At 42.9% G+C, this 16,897-nt stretch carries 17 protein-coding genes; 13 read left to right on the forward strand and 4 right to left on the reverse strand.

What is annotated here, in order from left to right:
• Window positions 1-283: 283 nt before the first annotated feature.
• A complete protein-coding gene (locus tag FWF39_RS05455; protein WP_343382433.1) occupies window positions 284-2,410 on the reverse strand; it encodes a COR domain-containing protein in 2,127 nt (708 codons plus the stop codon).
• Window positions 2,411-3,125: 715 nt separating this feature from the next.
• Between FWF39_RS05455 and FWF39_RS05460 the strand changes: the two genes are divergently transcribed.
• The 8 genes from FWF39_RS05460 (at window position 3,126) to FWF39_RS05495 (ending at window position 8,496) form a co-directional block, all read left to right on the forward strand.
• On the forward strand, window positions 3,126-3,524 hold the full coding sequence (locus tag FWF39_RS05460) for a hypothetical protein (protein ID WP_343382434.1): 399 nt from the start codon (window positions 3,126-3,128) through the stop codon (window positions 3,522-3,524).
• A gap of 21 nt (window positions 3,525-3,545) precedes the next feature.
• Window positions 3,546-3,908, forward strand: a complete 363-nt coding sequence (locus tag FWF39_RS05465; RefSeq protein WP_343382435.1) for a winged helix-turn-helix domain-containing protein — start codon at window positions 3,546-3,548, stop codon at window positions 3,906-3,908.
• 21 nt (window positions 3,909-3,929) lie between these two features.
• Window positions 3,930-4,511, forward strand: a complete 582-nt coding sequence (locus FWF39_RS05470) for a DUF1616 domain-containing protein (protein WP_343382436.1) — start codon at window positions 3,930-3,932, stop codon at window positions 4,509-4,511.
• Window positions 4,487-5,158 carry a PIG-L deacetylase family protein gene (locus tag FWF39_RS05475; RefSeq protein ID WP_343382437.1) on the forward strand — a complete coding sequence of 224 codons (672 nt, stop codon included), beginning with the start codon at window positions 4,487-4,489 and terminating at the stop codon, window positions 5,156-5,158. The genes FWF39_RS05470 and FWF39_RS05475 overlap by 25 nt, the downstream gene beginning before the upstream one ends.
• Window positions 5,159-5,167: 9 nt before the next feature.
• Window positions 5,168-5,839, forward strand: a complete 672-nt coding sequence (locus FWF39_RS05480) for a WbqC family protein (RefSeq protein WP_343382438.1) — start codon at window positions 5,168-5,170, stop codon at window positions 5,837-5,839.
• Window positions 5,840-5,855: 16 nt separating this feature from the next.
• Window positions 5,856-6,986 (forward strand): DegT/DnrJ/EryC1/StrS family aminotransferase, encoded by a 1,131-nt coding sequence (locus FWF39_RS05485; protein ID WP_343382439.1) that lies wholly within the window; start codon window positions 5,856-5,858, stop codon window positions 6,984-6,986.
• A gap of 13 nt (window positions 6,987-6,999) precedes the next feature.
• Complete coding sequence (locus tag FWF39_RS05490; RefSeq protein WP_343382440.1) at window positions 7,000-7,614, forward strand: methyltransferase domain-containing protein; 615 nt, start codon at window positions 7,000-7,002, stop codon at window positions 7,612-7,614.
• A gap of 180 nt (window positions 7,615-7,794) precedes the next feature.
• Window positions 7,795-8,496 (forward strand): glycosyltransferase family 2 protein, encoded by a 702-nt coding sequence (locus tag FWF39_RS05495; protein ID WP_343382441.1) that lies wholly within the window; start codon window positions 7,795-7,797, stop codon window positions 8,494-8,496.
• Between the two features lie 137 nt (window positions 8,497-8,633).
• Here the strand turns inward: FWF39_RS05495 and FWF39_RS05500 are convergent, their stop codons facing one another.
• A complete protein-coding gene (locus FWF39_RS05500; RefSeq protein ID WP_343382442.1) occupies window positions 8,634-8,840 on the reverse strand; it encodes a DUF4177 domain-containing protein in 207 nt (68 codons plus the stop codon).
• A gap of 188 nt (window positions 8,841-9,028) precedes the next feature.
• Window positions 9,029-9,742: a DNA alkylation repair protein gene (locus FWF39_RS05505; protein WP_343382443.1), complete on the reverse strand. Its 714-nt coding sequence runs from the start codon at window positions 9,740-9,742 to the stop codon at window positions 9,029-9,031.
• Window positions 9,743-9,952: 210 nt separating this feature from the next.
• On the opposite strand from FWF39_RS05505, the gene FWF39_RS05510 reads away from it, so the two are divergent.
• The 5 genes from FWF39_RS05510 (at window position 9,953) to FWF39_RS05530 (ending at window position 15,036) form a co-directional block, all read left to right on the forward strand.
• Entirely contained in the window at window positions 9,953-10,942 is a 990-nt protein-coding gene (locus FWF39_RS05510; RefSeq protein WP_343382444.1) for a Gfo/Idh/MocA family oxidoreductase, read from the forward strand.
• Window positions 10,935-11,852, forward strand: a complete 918-nt coding sequence (locus FWF39_RS05515; RefSeq protein ID WP_343382445.1) for a hypothetical protein — start codon at window positions 10,935-10,937, stop codon at window positions 11,850-11,852. Before FWF39_RS05510 ends, FWF39_RS05515 begins: the two co-directional genes overlap by 8 nt.
• A gap of 100 nt (window positions 11,853-11,952) precedes the next feature.
• Window positions 11,953-13,050, forward strand: a complete 1,098-nt coding sequence (locus tag FWF39_RS05520) for a glycosyltransferase (RefSeq protein ID WP_343382446.1) — start codon at window positions 11,953-11,955, stop codon at window positions 13,048-13,050.
• Window positions 13,051-13,115: 65 nt separating this feature from the next.
• Window positions 13,116-14,027 (forward strand): glycosyltransferase, encoded by a 912-nt coding sequence (locus FWF39_RS05525; protein ID WP_343382447.1) that lies wholly within the window; start codon window positions 13,116-13,118, stop codon window positions 14,025-14,027.
• Window positions 14,028-14,136: 109 nt separating this feature from the next.
• Window positions 14,137-15,036 (forward strand): glycosyltransferase, encoded by a 900-nt coding sequence (locus FWF39_RS05530; protein WP_343382448.1) that lies wholly within the window; start codon window positions 14,137-14,139, stop codon window positions 15,034-15,036.
• A 31-nt stretch (window positions 15,037-15,067) separates the two neighbouring features.
• Here FWF39_RS05530 and FWF39_RS05535 read toward each other — a convergent pair whose 3' ends face one another.
• A complete protein-coding gene (locus tag FWF39_RS05535) occupies window positions 15,068-16,768 on the reverse strand; it encodes a cellulase family glycosylhydrolase (protein WP_343382449.1) in 1,701 nt (566 codons plus the stop codon).
• Window positions 16,769-16,897 lie beyond the last annotated feature (129 nt).

Below are 16,897 nucleotides of genomic sequence, written 5' to 3' on the forward strand. Positions count from 1 at the left end.
AGGCACATACTAAACGGTCAATTCAATTAAAAAAAGCATGTGATGCAGAGGACAATAGTTTACGTGATCAATTACGGCGTTAATTCAAAAAAATATGATTGAGGGAAACTATTAGCAAAAGTAGAAACTAAACTTACACAGCTACTAAATAGTAACAACGACTGATGAGGCACTTGCTAATCGAAACATTAAATCAATCAGAGTATCCTCAGATCTCTATCGAGAGATCACTGGTTTAACATATTTCCGTTTCACACTTCAGAAATCTTAAACCATCAGCCACTTATAAGCCCGGTTGTAATGCTCGCGAAAGAACTAAACCGATGAAGTTTATTATTTTGCCGTTTCTTTCTTTTCGATCCTTTATTGCAGAAAAGTTATAATCTTTGAGCAGATCATCTATACGTGCTTCCAACATATCTCGATATGCTTCTTTTTCTTCACCCCAAACAGTAATCTCTATACGTCTATTATGATAAATTAGTACAGTCGCACTTGCGTTGTTTCCCGCTAGAACCATGCCCTCCTGCCACACGGCAATTCTTTTTTCGCTTCCTTCTTCGCGCGTCGCTATATTATTTTCATTTTTGCAAAGGTATCTGTTGAAAAAATCAGCAGGAATTTCATCTAGTGTATCTCGCTCTACATGCGTTATGAGACTATCGGGCTTTGCACTATTAATTACATCCGTTGGCACAAACCTAGCAGCAGCACAAGGAACAAGCAACCCATAAATACCACCTTTATTGCGAAAACCTATTTTATGATGTTCCATCAAATCAAAAATATGCTCCCTTTCACCCTTTGGATAAATGCTACTCTCATCTGCAAACACTGCATCAAAAACGTCTTCTGAATATTTAATAAGCCCAGTCTTATTTTTCTGCAAATAATCAATAACCTTATAGACCCCGCGACTAATCCAACAAGGGTCAAGCACATAATCCTCCATAAAAGCATAACTCAGTGCGACACCCAAGGTATCAAATAATTCCACTACACGTTTTTGGTCATGTTTTTTTATACCATTACTACTAAAAATTGCCTCTAACTCATTTTTTTTCAAAATTTTTTTATTTGTTTGTTTAAATAGATTTGTTACCTCACACATGGCGCGACTGTCATTTTTGCCAAAAGCTTGATGCCCAACGCTTTCTATATAAGCCGTAAGATCTTTCTTAAAAGCATCGAAACCAGCCACATCTTTGCAAATATTAAAACTATAAAACTTGTGGATAATAGATTTGTATTCACCTTCCATGAAAGAGCTAAAATCCTCAAGATTTTGACTACGATTATCTGACTCATTGATGACAATAAACGCCTTTGCTTTGTTTTCTGAATAAATGCGAATGGTATCAAGCCAATAGTTGAGTCGACTAATGTCGCGACATTCCTCCTCTCGAGCATTAACAACAAGAATGTATACACAGTTTGCCGACATAAAACACCTGTGGGATGCATGATATATCACTTGTCCACCAAAATCCCACACACGTGTTTTTACACCGTTAAAATCCAACTCAATTTCGGTGTTCACACCATGAGTTGATTCTTCAGGTGTAGGATCGCTATAAGTTCCGTTGAGACGTCTCGCCAACGTTGTCTTTCCCGCACTGGCCGAACCTAGAAGTATTAATCGCGTTTCCCGCTGAGCATAAACTAAACCTCCTTGTTTTTCTGCTTCCTTCAAATAGCGGGCAACTGCAGCCGCCCCTTGTTCCATAATTTCAGCTGGAACTTTAAGGCGCGCCTGAATTTCTTTATAGTCTTCATTATCCAGAACAAGACCTTTTTTAAATAAACTTGTGTACCATTTACCCCAATATTCACAACCTAACTTGCACAAAGCACTTTGAAAATTACCCCACAAGTCCCCATAAACAGCAAGATTTCTCCTGAAAGCATTATTTCCAGACTTTATGCTTCTTAAATCTTCAATCAGGATCGCCTTTAAGTCGATTGTAGATCCACCGAAGGCGAATGCTTCAACGGCTGCGTCAGCTGCATCGGTTGCGACTGTATCGGGTGCGTCGTAGGTAAATGCGAAGTCGTCAACTGTGGCTACGCGGACGGCGGCAGCAACGGCCCGAACAGCCGCGTCAATTGCACGAGTATCGGCATAGGCAGCGGTTGCGCGTACGGCAACGGCAACATCAACGCGGGTATCGGCAGATGCGGCAGTTTCGTAGTTATAGGCATTGGCGACGATATCTAGTGATTTTAATATCGTAAACAGATACTTTTGCCTTTGATCCCCGCGGTTGGTGTGCTTCCAGTAATCAAAGTTTCCGCGTATTGCCAGAAAGGGCAAGGCTCGCACGGCACACAACCAAGCAAAAAAACAAACATCCTTAAGTGCAAAACCAGACAAACTTTCCTGAATTTTATCTAGGAATTCTTTGTCCATAACATACCCACTTAAATTTATACTAACACATCTGTAATTATTAAATAATCATGTTATCGCAAAAGTTACTGCTCAACCAATTATGTGAATTATTTTTGATGCTTTTGATGCAACAAACATGATAGGGATCACATGAATATTTTGCCAGTATTTGGTGTTCGGAATATTGTCAACATCGGAATAATGCTGGAGGTCGGAACCGGTCAGATAGTTAGGGAACAACAACTGAAGAACAAAACTTTGTTTTTATGGTTTATCCAAGTCCACGCCTACAGGCGACTCAACAACTTGACAAACTTAAGGTTTGGCGTTTTCTGAGTTTAGGACCCACAATAGCACTTTTTTATACGATAGACTTCAGTTTCTGTTTTTGGAAACGGTCGCTCATGCGTTTGCGTGCGGCACAACTTTTGCAGAGAATCTATTTGTTTTTGCGTGTAATCCAATTTTGACATCGGATACTTATCCGATTAGCGGTCACGATGTTTAATATCATTGTTCTATGTCAAACAACAGGTTTACTCATTAAAAAATTGGACAAAATACAGAAAAATGGTCTAAATTCTAAATAAAACTAGAACAGTATATCCTTGTAGTTTAAATAAATCTCTGCTTTCAAGTTATAGTCGAGGTTAGTTAAACCTCACCTTGTTTTGTTATTATTTTAAAAATAGTTTTTTCGGTCCGCTTCTGTCATGAAGGGAATTAGGTAGCTATGGTTCTAAAACAAAAAGAACTCGTTGATGAGTTGAAAATTGAGTGGAAACGGCTCTGGCGGGAAAGGGTAGATGATAGAGTTCGTGCTGAGGGTATTGCATGTGATGATTACAGTTCGCTTTTTATCGATAAGGGCACCATTATTCATGCGACTCGGGATTTTAAGGCCCTTAATTTTAAAGATATTCTCCATCAACATGAAGTCGCAGACCCTGAGCGCTATGTTGCCCCTGATCCACAGGTGGGTGGCTGGAGTAAATTTGTCAAAGATAACATCATTATGAAATCACAGAGCAAAAACGAAAAATTTGTAGAATACTATAGCAACAACAACCGTGGGGTTCATAGTGAGAAGCAGGCGCAACGGAAAAGTGGCCGAGGCTGGTTGCATATCTAATTTTGAGTAGAAGGCGTTTGTTTGGTTAATTATCGCGATAGGCTAGACATAATTGCTGATATTCTTGTTGTGGTCAGCAGAGAGGCTAAAAAAACGCAGATTATGTATCAGGCTAATTTGAGCTACAAGGTTTTACAGCGTTATCTAAATGAAATTGCGGGTGCCGCTCTTATTCGATTTGAGGATGATCAGCAGATTTATCGGTTAACTGGCAAGGGGCAGAATTATTTGGATGCCTACAAAGAATATGCCCGGTGCAGCAAAAATATGGAAAAACGCCTCAATGATTTCACTGCTAAGCAAAAAATTCTCCAAGAACTCTGCCTCGCCCAAAGCGATTTTTCCAATCAACAATTCCAAACGGATGAACCAATTGAAACTTGAAAATCAGAAGGTGAAAACCAGATGAGCTCTCAGCGTAATATAGCTCTTATTGTTATCATATGTGTTGTGGGGGTGTTGCTTGTGGTTTCTCCATTTCTGCAACAGCTCACAATTGCACCGCAAAAGGAGTCTTTTAGTGAGATGGCTCTGTTTAGTTCCAATCATAGAACCGATTATCCCTCAAATGCTACCTCGGGTGAAACCTATGAGCTGATTATAGAGGTTACTAATCAGCTGGGTTATGATGCGGATTATACCATTGAGGCGAAGTTCCGAAATACTACTCAGCCGGGACCAGATAGTTTTAACCATACAAGCAGTTCCCTGATAGCTTTGGAGAGCTTTAGAGTATCTGCAAATAATAATCAGACTGTAGAGGTGCCTCTTGAGGTGTCTTTTCAATTCAGCCCTACGGGGTATGTGGATTTGCTCACGCTTAACAACAAACCCTATCCCCTCAGTACACAATTAGAATATGATATAGAGAGAAACAATTACTATGGTAATTTGTTTTTTGAGTTGTGGGTTTATAATCAAACCACCAGCCGCTTAGAATATCATGAGCGGTATTTGAGTTTGTGGCTAAAAATGAACACCGAATAGTTTATGGAGGTTTTAGTTTGGTTTTTAGAGCAAACACGATTTTAGCTGTAGGTGCGCATCCTGATGATATAGAGTTAGGTTGTGGTGGGACTATCCAAGCGGCTTCCAAGCTGGGAAAAAAGGTTATTGCAGTTTTTATGTCCAAAGGCGAGCACAGCGGCAATCCTGAAGTTAGACCCAAAGAAAGCATTGAAGCGCTATCGGTGTTGGGTATAGATGAGGTGTATTTTGGGGATTTTCCAGATACCGAGATTCCCTGTTCAAGGCAGGCCATAGATTTTTTGGAGGCTTTCTACATAGCTAACAAACCTGAAACTATTCTCACCCATACGGTAAATGATATTCATCAGGATCATCGTCAAGTTGGCTGGGTATCCATGTCTGCGTTTCGAAATGCGCCTCAGATTTTGGCTTATGAGACGCCTCGGGTTACTCAAAATTTTTCTCCTACCTATTTTGTGGATATAACGACTAGTGTGGATGATAAGTGGACGGCTCTTAAGTGTCATTTTTCGCAGAAAACAAAACGCTACATCACCTATGAATCAATGGTTAATTTGGCTTCGTTCAGAGGAAGCCAGGTGGGTTTGCCAGCGGCTGAGGCTTTTGAAGTTGTACGCTATATTGAGCATTTAGGTGTACCTTGAGGCTTAGATTTGATTGCAGCGGGCCACCAACCGAATTATTTGCCTTGGCTGGGATTTTTTGATAAAATGCAACAGGCCGATCTATTTATCATCGAAGATAATATCCAATTTGAGCGTCAAGGCTTCATAAGTAGAAATAAAATAATGACCGCCCAGGGAGTACGGTGGTTAAGTGTACCTATAGAGCACACCAACAATCCTCTGCTCATAAAAGATGCAAAAATTGCCAATCAGAGTAAACCGCGATGGAGACATAAACACTGGGCAACCCTAAAACACAGTTACTGCAAATCGCCCTACTGGGTAGATTTCGCTGATTTTTTTGAAGAAACCTACCAGCAAGAATGGACATATCTAATGGATCTAAACATGCACCTCATCAGGGGCATCATGGGATTTCTCAACATAGATAAACCGCTGGTTTTGGGGTCTTCTCTTTGTGCTGAGGGCAAAAAAACCGAGTTACTGGTCAACCAATGCAAACAAGTCGGCGCCAACATCCAACTAGCAGGTAAAGGCAGCAAAGACTACATCAACCAAACACTCTTTACAAAGCAGGGCATTGAGCTTATTTTCCAAGAATTCACCCCACCCAAATACTCCCAAACCACAACAGAGGGTTTTGTTGACAACCTCTCAGTTGTAGATTATCTATTTTGTACAGGTGGAAAACCCTGGTAGAGGAGGAGAGATAAAGATGAGTGTTTCGTCGGCTTTGCCTTATTTTTCAAGTGATAGCTTAGAGGCTATTTTGGCTGATATGGCGCAGATGTTAAAGAGTGGGCAATTAACTGATGGACCGTTTAGCCAAGAATTCGAACATCAATTTGCCGCCTATACGGGGGTTAAGTATGGTGTTGCGGTGAGTTCGGGTTCTGCGGCGCTAGATGTTGCTCTGCGATGTTTGGGGGTGCAGAACAAAGAAGTTATTGTTCCGACCAATACGTTTGTTTCAACGCCTAATAGTGTGGTTTTGGCGGGTGGCAAACCTGTTTTTGCAGATATGAATCCCCATACTCTCTGCATTGACATAGATGATGCTAAACGTAGAGTTACTTCAAAGACCGTGGGGGTTATTGTGGTGCATATTGCGGGGTTGATTTGTCCTCAGATACAAGAACTCGCAGAATTTTGTAGAGAAAAAGGTCTGTTTCTTCTAGAAGATAGTGCGCATGCTCATGGAGCAACCCTTGATGACCAGAAAGCGGGGACATTTGGGGATGTGGGTTGTTTTTCGTTTTATCCCACCAAAGTTATGACATCATGCGAAGGCGGCATGATCCTAACAAATGATAAAGAATTAGCTGATGCCGCTCGGTGTATACGTTCCTGTGGTCAAAATGCTGATCGGCAGATGGTGGTGTTGGGAGATAATTGGCGGTTAAGTGAACCTGCAGCCATTGTGGGTCTTCATCAGTTAGAACATTTAGAAGAGTTTTTGCTAAAGCGCAACCAAATCGCTGTCTGGTATGAACAAGCCCTGCAAGATATCGAAGAGATTACTCTATTTAAGACTCCTTCAAATATTCGGCATAGTTACTACAAATATCCTCTAAAACTCTCAGAGAAAATTAATCGCCAAAAAGCTACAGTGACGCTTAAAGAGAAATTTGGAATTGAAACGGGGCATATCTACTATCCGCCCTGTCATCTTCACCCCTACTACATGGAGACCTATGGGACCCGTATGGGTGATATGCCCTCAGCTGAGCGGGTGCTAAAGCAGGTGATGTGTTTACCTATGCACTATCAGCTAACCAAACAGACCATCCAGCACATCTGTGAAGCCCTAAATGACACCCTCAAAATTGCGGCATCTAAGGTTTGATTGGTTATTACTTATGTCTCAAAACGAACAAAATAGGGTATCTCAGCGGTTTCCCATCCGTGAATCTGAGCTAGACCGCTTCAAATTAGGTAAACAACAATTTCACCAAACCATAGGCTTTAACCCCACTGATTCAGTTCTTTGTTTAGACATAGCTTGTGGATCTAACCCCTTTCCCAAGGCCAATGTGCTCTGTGACTTAAACGTTAAACCCGTGCCTGATCGAAATATGAGAAATTTAGTTACAAGCGGAAAACCGTTTGTTATGTGTAGCTGTACCGCATTGCCCTTTAGAGATAAAACCTTTGATTTTGTAACCAGCTACTACCTAATTGAGCATATAGAGAACCCGGGAGGTTTGGTTAGAGAGTTAAAACGTGTCGCAAAACACGGCTATATCCAAAGTCCATCATGGCTAAACGAGCTACTCTATGGTGAAAAAGTGCATTTATGGGTCATTTTTAAAAATAAAGATAAACTTTATGTAAAATCCCTAAAAAAAGGAGCCCTGCCGCCATTTCGCTTCGGATTTTTCTTTCACCGCCTCTACAACCAACCCTCCTGGAAAATAATACATGCCATCCTCGACGAAAAATTCCACCTCTTCACCATAACCTATACCTTTTAACATCGAACAAAATGCCTCTAAACCAATGTTTCCGGTAATCCATGAGATATCGTTGTTTTTTTGTTTTTTGTGGTAGTAGAACATTTGGGGTTTGTTCGGGATATCTTATCCTTAGAGCTTTAAAAGTTCGTTTCCCCGAGTAACTCTTAACGCCGGTCTGGGTTTTGGAGGACTTTTTCTGTGGTAACTGAACTAAGCTCAAGCATATCTGTGATTATTGCAACATTAAATGAGGAAGAAGGCATAGGGCCAACCATAGATGAGATGCAAAAAATTCTAAATAACCCCTACATGGTTGTGGTTGATGGCAACAGTGTGGATCGAACCATCGAGATAGCCAAAAACAGGGGCGCAGACGTTATGCTCCAAGAGGGCATAGGTAAAGGGGCCGCCATGTTTCAGGGTATTAAAACAATGGCCGCAAAAGTTCCATATATTGTCTTCACTGATGCCGACTATACCTACCCCGCACAGTACATTCCTCAGATGGTCGAGATCTTAGAAGCTAATCCACATGTGGGTATGGTTATTGGGAATCGTTTCAAAGGCCAATACAATCTCTCAAAAACAATAACCAACCCCTTCTATGTGGGCAACAAACTCTTGGCTTTTGCTCAGCTGGTTATGAATGGAGTAAACCTAGGAGACCCACTCTCGGGTCTGCGGGTAGTGCGAACCGAAGCCTTAGACGGCTGGAAACCCAAAAGCAAGGGCTTTGATGTAGAAGCAGAAATGAACACTATTGTGGAGCGCAGAGGATATGGCATCATGGAAGTGCCCATAGACTATCGAAACCGAATGGGAGAAAAAAAACTCAAACTCAGACATGGATTAGGCATAATGAAGCGAATTTTAACAGAAAGCTTTTCCCTTGAGACCTAACGGGCTACCGAATCATGTACGTTAACTGTGTAATTTGTGTGTATTTAGCTTGGTAAGTGTTTATGCAGGGTTGTAGTGGGTTGTTGTGTTTGGCCAAATGAGAGTAAATTTCATTTGCGTGGCCAGAACTACATATGCTACTTTTCTTTTCTAAAGGTAATTAATATGGCGCTGTGTAGATGTGCAGTGATTCCATTTGCCATATAGGAATATGTGACAAGTTCCCAGCCTTCTTGGGTTCGTTTGTTGATTAATTCATCAAGGCGAGCTATGTCTGTCTCGTTAGTTTTGTCATCGACCCATTTTATGTTTGTTGTTAAAACTTCACTTTTATATTCAAACATCTGTCTTACCTCTTCCCATTTGAAACTGTCGATGGATAATAAATTTTTTGGCTCACAGATCCATAGCTGACAGAGGTCCAGCCAAATCACAATACACTATCACAGGCACCAGTATCACTCAAAAATTGCCACCAGCTAATATACTAAATTCAGATTTTATGTGGATATGCTTGGGGCTTTCAAGAGGGTTAGGCTTTTTTCATGGCTTGGGTTTTTTGTTCTTTGGGTAGTTTTTCAATTGCGTATCGCAGGGCTGTTCGGGGCATGGTTGATTTGTTTTTGATAACGTAGGCTAAGATTTCGGTGGGGTGTTTTTCTGTTTGGGCTTTTAGCAGCCAGCCATATCCTTTTTGTACTAAATCATCTGTGTCGGTTAGAAGCAGGTCGCTGATTTTAAGGGACTCATCTAAGAATAGACCTTTTTTTGCGGGGACGATGAGTGTTACTGCGGCGGCGCGTCTGAGCCAGCGGTTGGGGGATTTTGCCCAAACCATAAGGGTACCCACTTGTTGGGGGAATTTCATCATGAAATCGCCCACGGTGTGGTTGCAAAAAGTGTCACATTTAGCCCAATTGTCGATATAGGTATCAATCCAGCGTTCAAAAGTAATCAGGTCGTCTGGTTGGAATTGGTCAACGATTTTTGGCAACCACTCGGCGGCAACAAAGGCTTCTTCCATAACACCTGAGCTGAGGAGTGTTTCGCAGAGTGCAAAAATCTCGGGTTTGCTTAAATTTTTGATGTTGTTTGTCCAGTTTTTGCAACTGATTTGGTGTGTGGTAGAATTTTTGACCCCATAGGTGATTATGGGTTCTTTGAAGTAACGTTTAGCTCCTTCTTGGGTTTGGGGGTCGGCGTTGGCTTTTAATTCTTCACGAAGCTGCGCTATGATTTGGCTCATAGTCAAAAATACGGATGCAGATGAATAAAATTGTTATGCATATATGCACAATAAGAACTGAGATGCACAGTAATAATTGAGCAGACAAAATGTGTTGCGGTAATAATGCATATGTGTTTGTGTAAGATTTTAATGAGCTGACCAGCGTCCTTTTGTTTAGTTTTGAGGTTACTGATTTTTTTGTGTGATAATTTGGTAGTGAGTGATTCTATGGTTAGGGTTGGTGTTGTGGGTTTGGGTAAGATGGGTATTATGCATGCTTGTCTGTTAAGCACGTTTGCTAATGTTGAGGTTGGGGCTTTGTGTGATAAGAGCCGCTTAATGCGCAAAATAGCTAAGGGGGCTTTTCGGGGGGCTCAAATCACCGATACTTTGGAGGGGTTTTCGGGGTTGGATCTTGATGCCATCTATGTTCTAACACCCATACCGTCACACTATAGCATAATTAAGCAGATTTATGATGCGGATCTTGTGAAGAATATATTTGTTGAAAAAACGCTCACCTCTAACTATAGTCATTCTGCTGAGTTGTGTGCGCTCTCTGAGCAACATCAGAAGGAGGGCATCACCATGGTGGGCTATATGAAGCGCTTCGGAGTTACTTTTAATCAAGCTAAACAGCTCTTAGAAAAAGAAGTGCTAGGTGAGTTGGAGAGTTTTGAGGCCTATGCGTTTTCCTCAGATTTTGCCGATGCACCCTCAGGTTCTACGTTATCAAAGGCGCGGGGCGGGGTTATTGAGGATCTGGGTTCGCATGTGGTTGATTTGGCAGAGTGGCTTTTTGGCGACCTCAAAGTCACAGAAACAAAAGTCAACTCACAGATTTCGCTTGGTTCAGAGGATGATATAGGTTTTAGTGTTACCAACAAAGAGGGCTTAGTGGGGCATTTTGAGGTTTCTTGGCGCAAAAACAATTATCGTATGCCTGAATTTGGGTTATCAATCCAAGGCACAAAAGGCACCTTGGATGTTAATGACGACGTGGTTAAATTAACTCTTAGTGGTTCTGTGCCAAAGAGGTGGTATCGTCATGATATGGCTGATAATGTGGGTTTTCTCTTAGGTGGACCGGAATATTACCGTGAAAACCAGCAGTTCATCCATGCTCTAATCAAAGGAGAACCCACTGAATCAAGTTTCAAAAACACTCTCAAGGTGGATTATATTTTAGAGCAGGTAAGGCAGCAGGCAAATGAGTAAACAGCTAAGTTTGTTTGTCGGGGATAATCCCTTTCATGGTATTAGCCATCTTTCTCAGCAGAAAGCAAGAGAACGCAGTTTGGATCAATCTCAAAAAAGTGCTCAGCAACAGGCAGCTCGTATAGTTGAGCGTGCTGTTGAGTGTGGTGCAGAGGGGTTTATGTTTAGTGTCGATGAAGTCACCCTTTCAATAATCAAGCAGCTTCAAAAAAACCCCAACGCCTCCAAGGTGCGTCTATACGCTATTGCGCCTTATGCTTATGAGTATGTTCGAAAAGCTACTCAGACAGGGGGTGTGTCGGGGTTAGCTATGAATTTGGCTAAAGAGATGGTTTTCTCATCCAACGCCAAAGTCCTTGCCTCAAATATAGGCGGGCTTGCACGCTTTAACCTCTTAGCGCTACTCAAAACCTATACAGCCTACGAGTTATCACGCATAAAAAATGCTTCTTCAGCCAACAACAACAGTAACGTAAAGTTGGAGGCGTTTATGCTTCATGAGATTGTTACTGATATGGCCTTAGCGCTCAATATGGAGACGCTTTTTAGGGGTTATATAGATTTTCTTGAGAGCCGCCATATTCGTCCTGGGTTTGAGACACGTAACTTTTCGATTTTGGTTGATAAATTTAGGGATTGGGATATTGATTTAGGCAAGTTAACGTTAACGGCTTCATTTAACAAGGTGGGGTTTCAAATGTGTCCCACAAAGCAACAATGTGAAGAGGCGCTCAAACGTGCCAGCGGTGCGGAGGTTATAGCTATGAGTGTTTTGGCGGCGGGATATCTCAAACCAGCCGAAGCTGTTGGCTACTTGGCAAATCTAGATGGGTTAAGTGGGGCGGTTATTGGCGTCTCGGGGGAACAGCAGGCAACAGAGACGTTTCGAGTTTTCCGAGAAGGCCGCTAACGGGGGTTTAGGTTTGGTTTGGCTACTACTGCCACTATTGTTTGTTTGGGTGGGAGTGGGGATAGTGTTTTTTGGTGTTCCAGGTCTCTATTTTTTGTATATGAGGCAATGTTCGCAGAGAAAATGGGATCTTGACATCGACTCTGATTTTTTGCCCTCGGTGTCTATTCTTATTCCGGTTTATAATGAGCAACAGATTATTGGTTTAAAACTTGAAAATCTTGCCAAAGTAGTCTATCCAGCTGAAAAGATGGAAGTTATTGTTGTCAATGATGCCTCATCCGATGACACGCTAAAAATTGTAGCGCAGTACATCTCAGAACACCGTTTGCAATTTAGAGTTAGAGTTTTTGATAGTCAAGAGCATCTGGGAAAAACAGGGTGTTTAAATCAAGTTCTAAAAACTATTCAATCCGAGATTGTTATAATTTCTGATGCGGATTGTTTTTGGCCCAAAGATATACTCCAAAAATCGCTTGGCTATCTCTCCGATCCAAGCGTTGGCGCCATAACTGCACGTGAACAGCTTCTAAACGCCGGTGACACCTGGGTAACACGGGGCGAGCAGACCTACAATAACACTGTTCAGGCAATACGTATAGGCGAGTCAAAACTGTACTCGACGCTTTTCTTTCAAGGCGGCTTTGCAGCCTACAAAAAAAGTCTGCTAAACAAATTCAATCACGCTACTGATGACTCGGGAACCGCTCTGGATATAATCCAAACCAATAAACGTACCCTGCTGATTCCCGAAATTGGCTTTTTTACCATCAGCCCCACAGCTTGGCAAGACAAATTCACCATAAAAATTCGACGCGCAAGCCATCTCCAACAACTCTGGGCAAGATGCCTCAACCTGCTAATTCAGGGTAAGCTTTTGATGCCCAAACGCATCGCCATACCTGAGATCATTCTGCACCTGTTCAACCCTTTGCTCTTAGTTGTGTTGGTGGCGTTAACAATAGCAGTTATGGTTAGCTATCCTTTTTTGGCGCTGGGTATACTTGTAGTGCTTGGGGTGGTGTTTGCGGTTAAAAAAACCCAAACAACCGCAATAGAACTGATTCAAAACAACATTATTTTGTTGACTGCATTGATGTCTTTTTTGGCAAAACGCAAATTTAGATTCTGGAAACCCGTTGAGGGCGCCCGCTCTGCTCTAAACAAACAAATGCTCCAAGAAAAACAACTAATCTAACAACAACACCAACACCAACCAAGCAAGCGTGTAATTTTGAGTTTATTTGAATTTGAGGGGATAGTTTGGATTCGCAGATTGGGGTTACGGTGGGGCTGTGTGTAAAAAATGGTGCCGCAATCATCAAAACAGCGCTGGAGAGTCTTTGTATGCAGACGTTTCCATCACACAATATTGAGGTAATTGTGGTTGATGGTAACAGTAAAGATGGTACTTTGCAGATAATTAAAGCCAAGCTCAAATCGGGTTTTGGTAAGATACAGATTTTTCGAGAAACTCAGGGGTTAGGTATTGCTCGTCAGATGGTTATAGAGAAAGCCAGCGGTAAATACATTGTTTGGCTTGATGCGGATATGATTCTTGCGCCTGACTATTTGGAGAATCAAGTTTTGTTTATGGAACAAAACCCAGACGTTGGAATTGCCGGTGGAACCTATACACTCCATATTGGTCATGGATTAGCGGCGGATCTGGAAAATGTTGCTTATGCGGTGGATTCGGTTTTTGGCCGTCCTGGCAGGGCATCTAAATATGGTTTTTTACCGGGAGCTGAGGGCGCAATCTATCGCGTGGAAGCCGTTCGTCAAGTCGGCGGCTTTGACACCAAAATAAATGGTGCTGCTGAGGATACTGATTTAGCTTATCGCGTTAGAACAAAGGGCTGGCAGTTAGCAATGACTCAGGAGAGATTCACTGAGTCCACTCGGGCTTCTTGGCAGTCGCTTTGGAACCAATATGTTTGGTATGGGCGCGGCGGACACTACATCTACCACAAAGACCCATGCTCGGTAAATCTTTTACAAATGACCCCTATGGCAGGGTTTATAGCAGGCATACTGCGCGCTCCTGGCGCGTATCTGTTAACGCATAACAGTGCGTTTTTCTTGCTGCCGATGCACTATACCTACAAGCGTATAGCTTGGTTTTACGGTTTTTGTAATGCGCATCTAAACGGATATGGCCACAAACTCAACTAGCCCTTAGCATATTTTGGTATGTCTGCTTGGCAGTTAACTGGTTGGCTGATCGGTCTATGGGACTTGTGGTTTGTTGTGGTTTGTTTTTTGAGGTTGGTTAGGCGATTGCATGGATCCGCTTTTGACGGTGGGTATTTGTGTTCGTAATGGTGAGGCTTTTCTCTCAGATGCTGTGGAGAGTATTCTTGTGCAGGATTATGCTCAAGAAAGGCTTCAGATTATCTTTGTTGATGATGGCAGTCAAGATAGAACGCCTGAGATAATTAGCCGCTATAGGGTTATGTTGGGTAGCAGAGTAAAGGCGTTTAGAACTTCTGGTCAGGGTTTAGGGCATGCGCGAAACTGTATTGTGAAAAATGCTGATGGGGAATTCATTCTCTTTGTTGATGCCGATGAGATCCTAACGCCTGGTTATGTAAGAGTGCAAGTTGGAGTTATGCAGAAGAATCTCAAGGTGGGGATAACTGCTGGGGTCTTCAAGCTGGTTTTGGGCAATAGTATTTTAAATCTTGAAATTGCGCCTCATATTGTTAATCAGAAGAGTTTTGGTAGGCCCAAGAGTTTTCTTTGGAAAACAGATAAGCTTGTGGGTACAGGCGGCACGACTTTTCGCACTCTTGCTGTGCTGCAGGCTGGGGGGTTTGATGAGAGCATCAAAGGTGCGGGGGAGGATACGGATTTAGTTTTGCGTATAAGAAAGGCGGGGTGGCAGCTTGAGGCTAATGCTGCAGAATTCTATGAGCTACATGGCGGCTTATCTACGCCTAGAGATCTTTGGAGGAAATATTTTTGGTATGGGTATGGTTGTCAAAAAAGTTTTGTGCAGACTCGGGAGGGTTTTTCTTTTCCGCGGATGTCACCTATGGCGGGGTTAGTTACTGGGGTGCTTTATTCGTTTGCGGCGTATAGGTTTTTGCGCCAAAAACAGATGTTTTTATTGCCATTGCATTTTGGGTTTAAGCATACCGCTTGGGCAACTGGGTTTATGAAGGGTCAACTTGAAAAATAAATAGAGTTAAACAAAAGGGAAAAGATGGTGTTTACCATCGGGATATATACCATGCGTTGTTTTGGGGCCAGTAGAAGATTAGCCAGTGTCTGTAGAGGTATCCCCAGATGATGTTTTGAATTGGGTTCTCTAGGGGTACAGGGGTAGTTGAGGAGGCTGGGGTTGGGGTTGTTTGTGGTGATGTTGAGGCTGGGGGTTGGGGGATAGCTGCTGCGGCTGGTGTTTGGGTTGGTTGGGGGAGCAGTGAGGGTATTGTTGGAATAGTTAGTTGGGGTTGTTGGGAAGTTGGCTGAGGGGTAGTTGTTGCGGCGGCGGTGGGTTTGGGTGTTTCAGTTGGTTTTGTGGGTGTTTCGGTAGGTTTTATTGTTGTTGGTGGTGGGGTGGTGGTGGGTTTGGTGTTGTATGTGTTGATGTATGTTTGGCCCATGGTGTTTGGGGTGTAGTGGTTTGTGAGCATGGTTTCGCCGGAGTAGATGTTGCCTAGGCCTGTGTCGCTTAGCCAGTAGTATGCGCCTGCGCCGATGTTTAGGTCGTATTGGGCTTTTAGGAGGTTTTGCCACCAGGTGTAGTCGTTTTGTTTGTTGTTTGATTTTGTTAGGCAGGAGCCTTGTTCGTTTATGACTAGGGGTGCGTTGACGCCCATGGTTTTGATTGCAGTGGTTAGTTGGGTTTTGAGTCCGTCGTAGTCTGTTTTCCAGTAGGCTGTAAGATCAGTGGGTGCGTAGTAGTAGAGGTGAGTTGTGAACACTAGATTTGTTGCTTGGGGTATGGCGGTTGTGATTTGGTTTGTCCAGCTTAGGTCGTTGCCCCAGGTGTTTGGGTGCCAGCCCATGTGCCACTGCATCATGATTAGATTTGTGGCGCCTGTTGTGCGGATAGCGCTGTACATGGTTTTGAGGTATTGCATGTAGCCTTGGGGTATGGCGTCGTTGTCAGTGCCTAGGTTGGGTTCGTTCCAGGCTTCAAAGATGACGTTGGGGTAGTTTTTGTAGGTGTTTGCTATATCGGTCCAGAACCAGTGCCAGAATTCAAGTTCTTTGCCGTTGCTGTAGCCTGCATCGGTTAGGAAGCGTTGTGCGGGTTCGTCCCAGCCTTCTAGGGGTAGGCCTTGCCAGCCGTATCCTTGGCTTGCGTAGGGGTCTCCACCGAAACTGCTTGCGGAAGGTGTGAGCATGTAGGGGACAAGATCAACATATAGACCGTATTTGTCTGCAGTTTGAATTAGGGTGTGGAGATAGGCTTTGATGCTAATGGGGGTTGTTTGAGCGGAGTAGCTGATTGGGTCTTCTTGGGCGGGGGTGATGTTGTCGCGGTAGTACCAGCTGGGGTAGATAAAGACGCGGATATAGTTTAGGTGCCATTGGTCTTTTAGGGTTTTAAAGGTTTGTTCCATGGTTTCTTGGGGGTGGTAGTTCCATTGGTTACTCCAGCTATCAGTTGTGTCTTGGTCCCAGAGGATAAGGTTTGGTGCAAATCCAGCAAGACCCATACCACGCAGATAAACCGAGTTTCCGTTAGTATCAAGAATATAGGCTCCGTTTGTATGCAGAGCCGATGCAACCCCTGCCGCTGTTGCTGTTGATGATGATGTGGATACCGTGACCTGTGCTTGGGTTAGAGAAACCGCTGCGAACAGGTTTAGGGCCATTAATGCGATTATGATAAAAGCATGGTGTTTGGTGTGTTTTTTGGGGTTTAGGTTGAGGGTCTTTGCTAAATGGTGTGTATTCATTTATTCTGTCTTGTCCCAAAATAATTTCCCACCCGAGTTATCTTACGACACACTACCTCACCACCCAAACTCTGCAAAACACCTTTCCAAAAATACCGCACCCACCCAACTAAAAACATGGTCAAAATC

The organism is Candidatus Bathycorpusculum sp., from assembly GCF_009778815.1.
Classification (GTDB): domain Archaea; phylum Thermoproteota; class Bathyarchaeia; order Bathyarchaeales; family Bathycorpusculaceae; genus Bathycorpusculum; species Bathycorpusculum hydrogenotrophicum.

Coding starts and splice junctions, on each gene's coding strand:
- FWF39_RS05455 (WP_343382433.1), bottom strand. CDS start 2,410: ATGGACAAAGAATTCCTAGATAAAATTCAGGAAAGTTTGTCTGGTTTT.
- FWF39_RS05460 (WP_343382434.1), top strand. CDS start 3,126: ATGGTTCTAAAACAAAAAGAACTCGTTGATGAGTTGAAAATTGAGTGG.
- FWF39_RS05470 (WP_343382436.1), top strand. CDS start 3,930: ATGAGCTCTCAGCGTAATATAGCTCTTATTGTTATCATATGTGTTGTG.
- FWF39_RS05485 (WP_343382439.1), top strand. CDS start 5,856: ATGAGTGTTTCGTCGGCTTTGCCTTATTTTTCAAGTGATAGCTTAGAG.
- FWF39_RS05490 (WP_343382440.1), top strand. CDS start 7,000: ATGTCTCAAAACGAACAAAATAGGGTATCTCAGCGGTTTCCCATCCGT.
- FWF39_RS05500 (WP_343382442.1), bottom strand. CDS start 8,840: ATGTTTGAATATAAAAGTGAAGTTTTAACAACAAACATAAAATGGGTC.
- FWF39_RS05505 (WP_343382443.1), bottom strand. CDS start 9,742: ATGAGCCAAATCATAGCGCAGCTTCGTGAAGAATTAAAAGCCAACGCC.
- FWF39_RS05510 (WP_343382444.1), top strand. CDS start 9,953: ATGGTTAGGGTTGGTGTTGTGGGTTTGGGTAAGATGGGTATTATGCAT.
- FWF39_RS05515 (WP_343382445.1), top strand. CDS start 10,935: ATGAGTAAACAGCTAAGTTTGTTTGTCGGGGATAATCCCTTTCATGGT.
- FWF39_RS05520 (WP_343382446.1), top strand. CDS start 11,953: ATGAGGCAATGTTCGCAGAGAAAATGGGATCTTGACATCGACTCTGAT.
- FWF39_RS05530 (WP_343382448.1), top strand. CDS start 14,137: ATGGATCCGCTTTTGACGGTGGGTATTTGTGTTCGTAATGGTGAGGCT.
- FWF39_RS05535 (WP_343382449.1), bottom strand. CDS start 16,768: ATGAATACACACCATTTAGCAAAGACCCTCAACCTAAACCCCAAAAAA.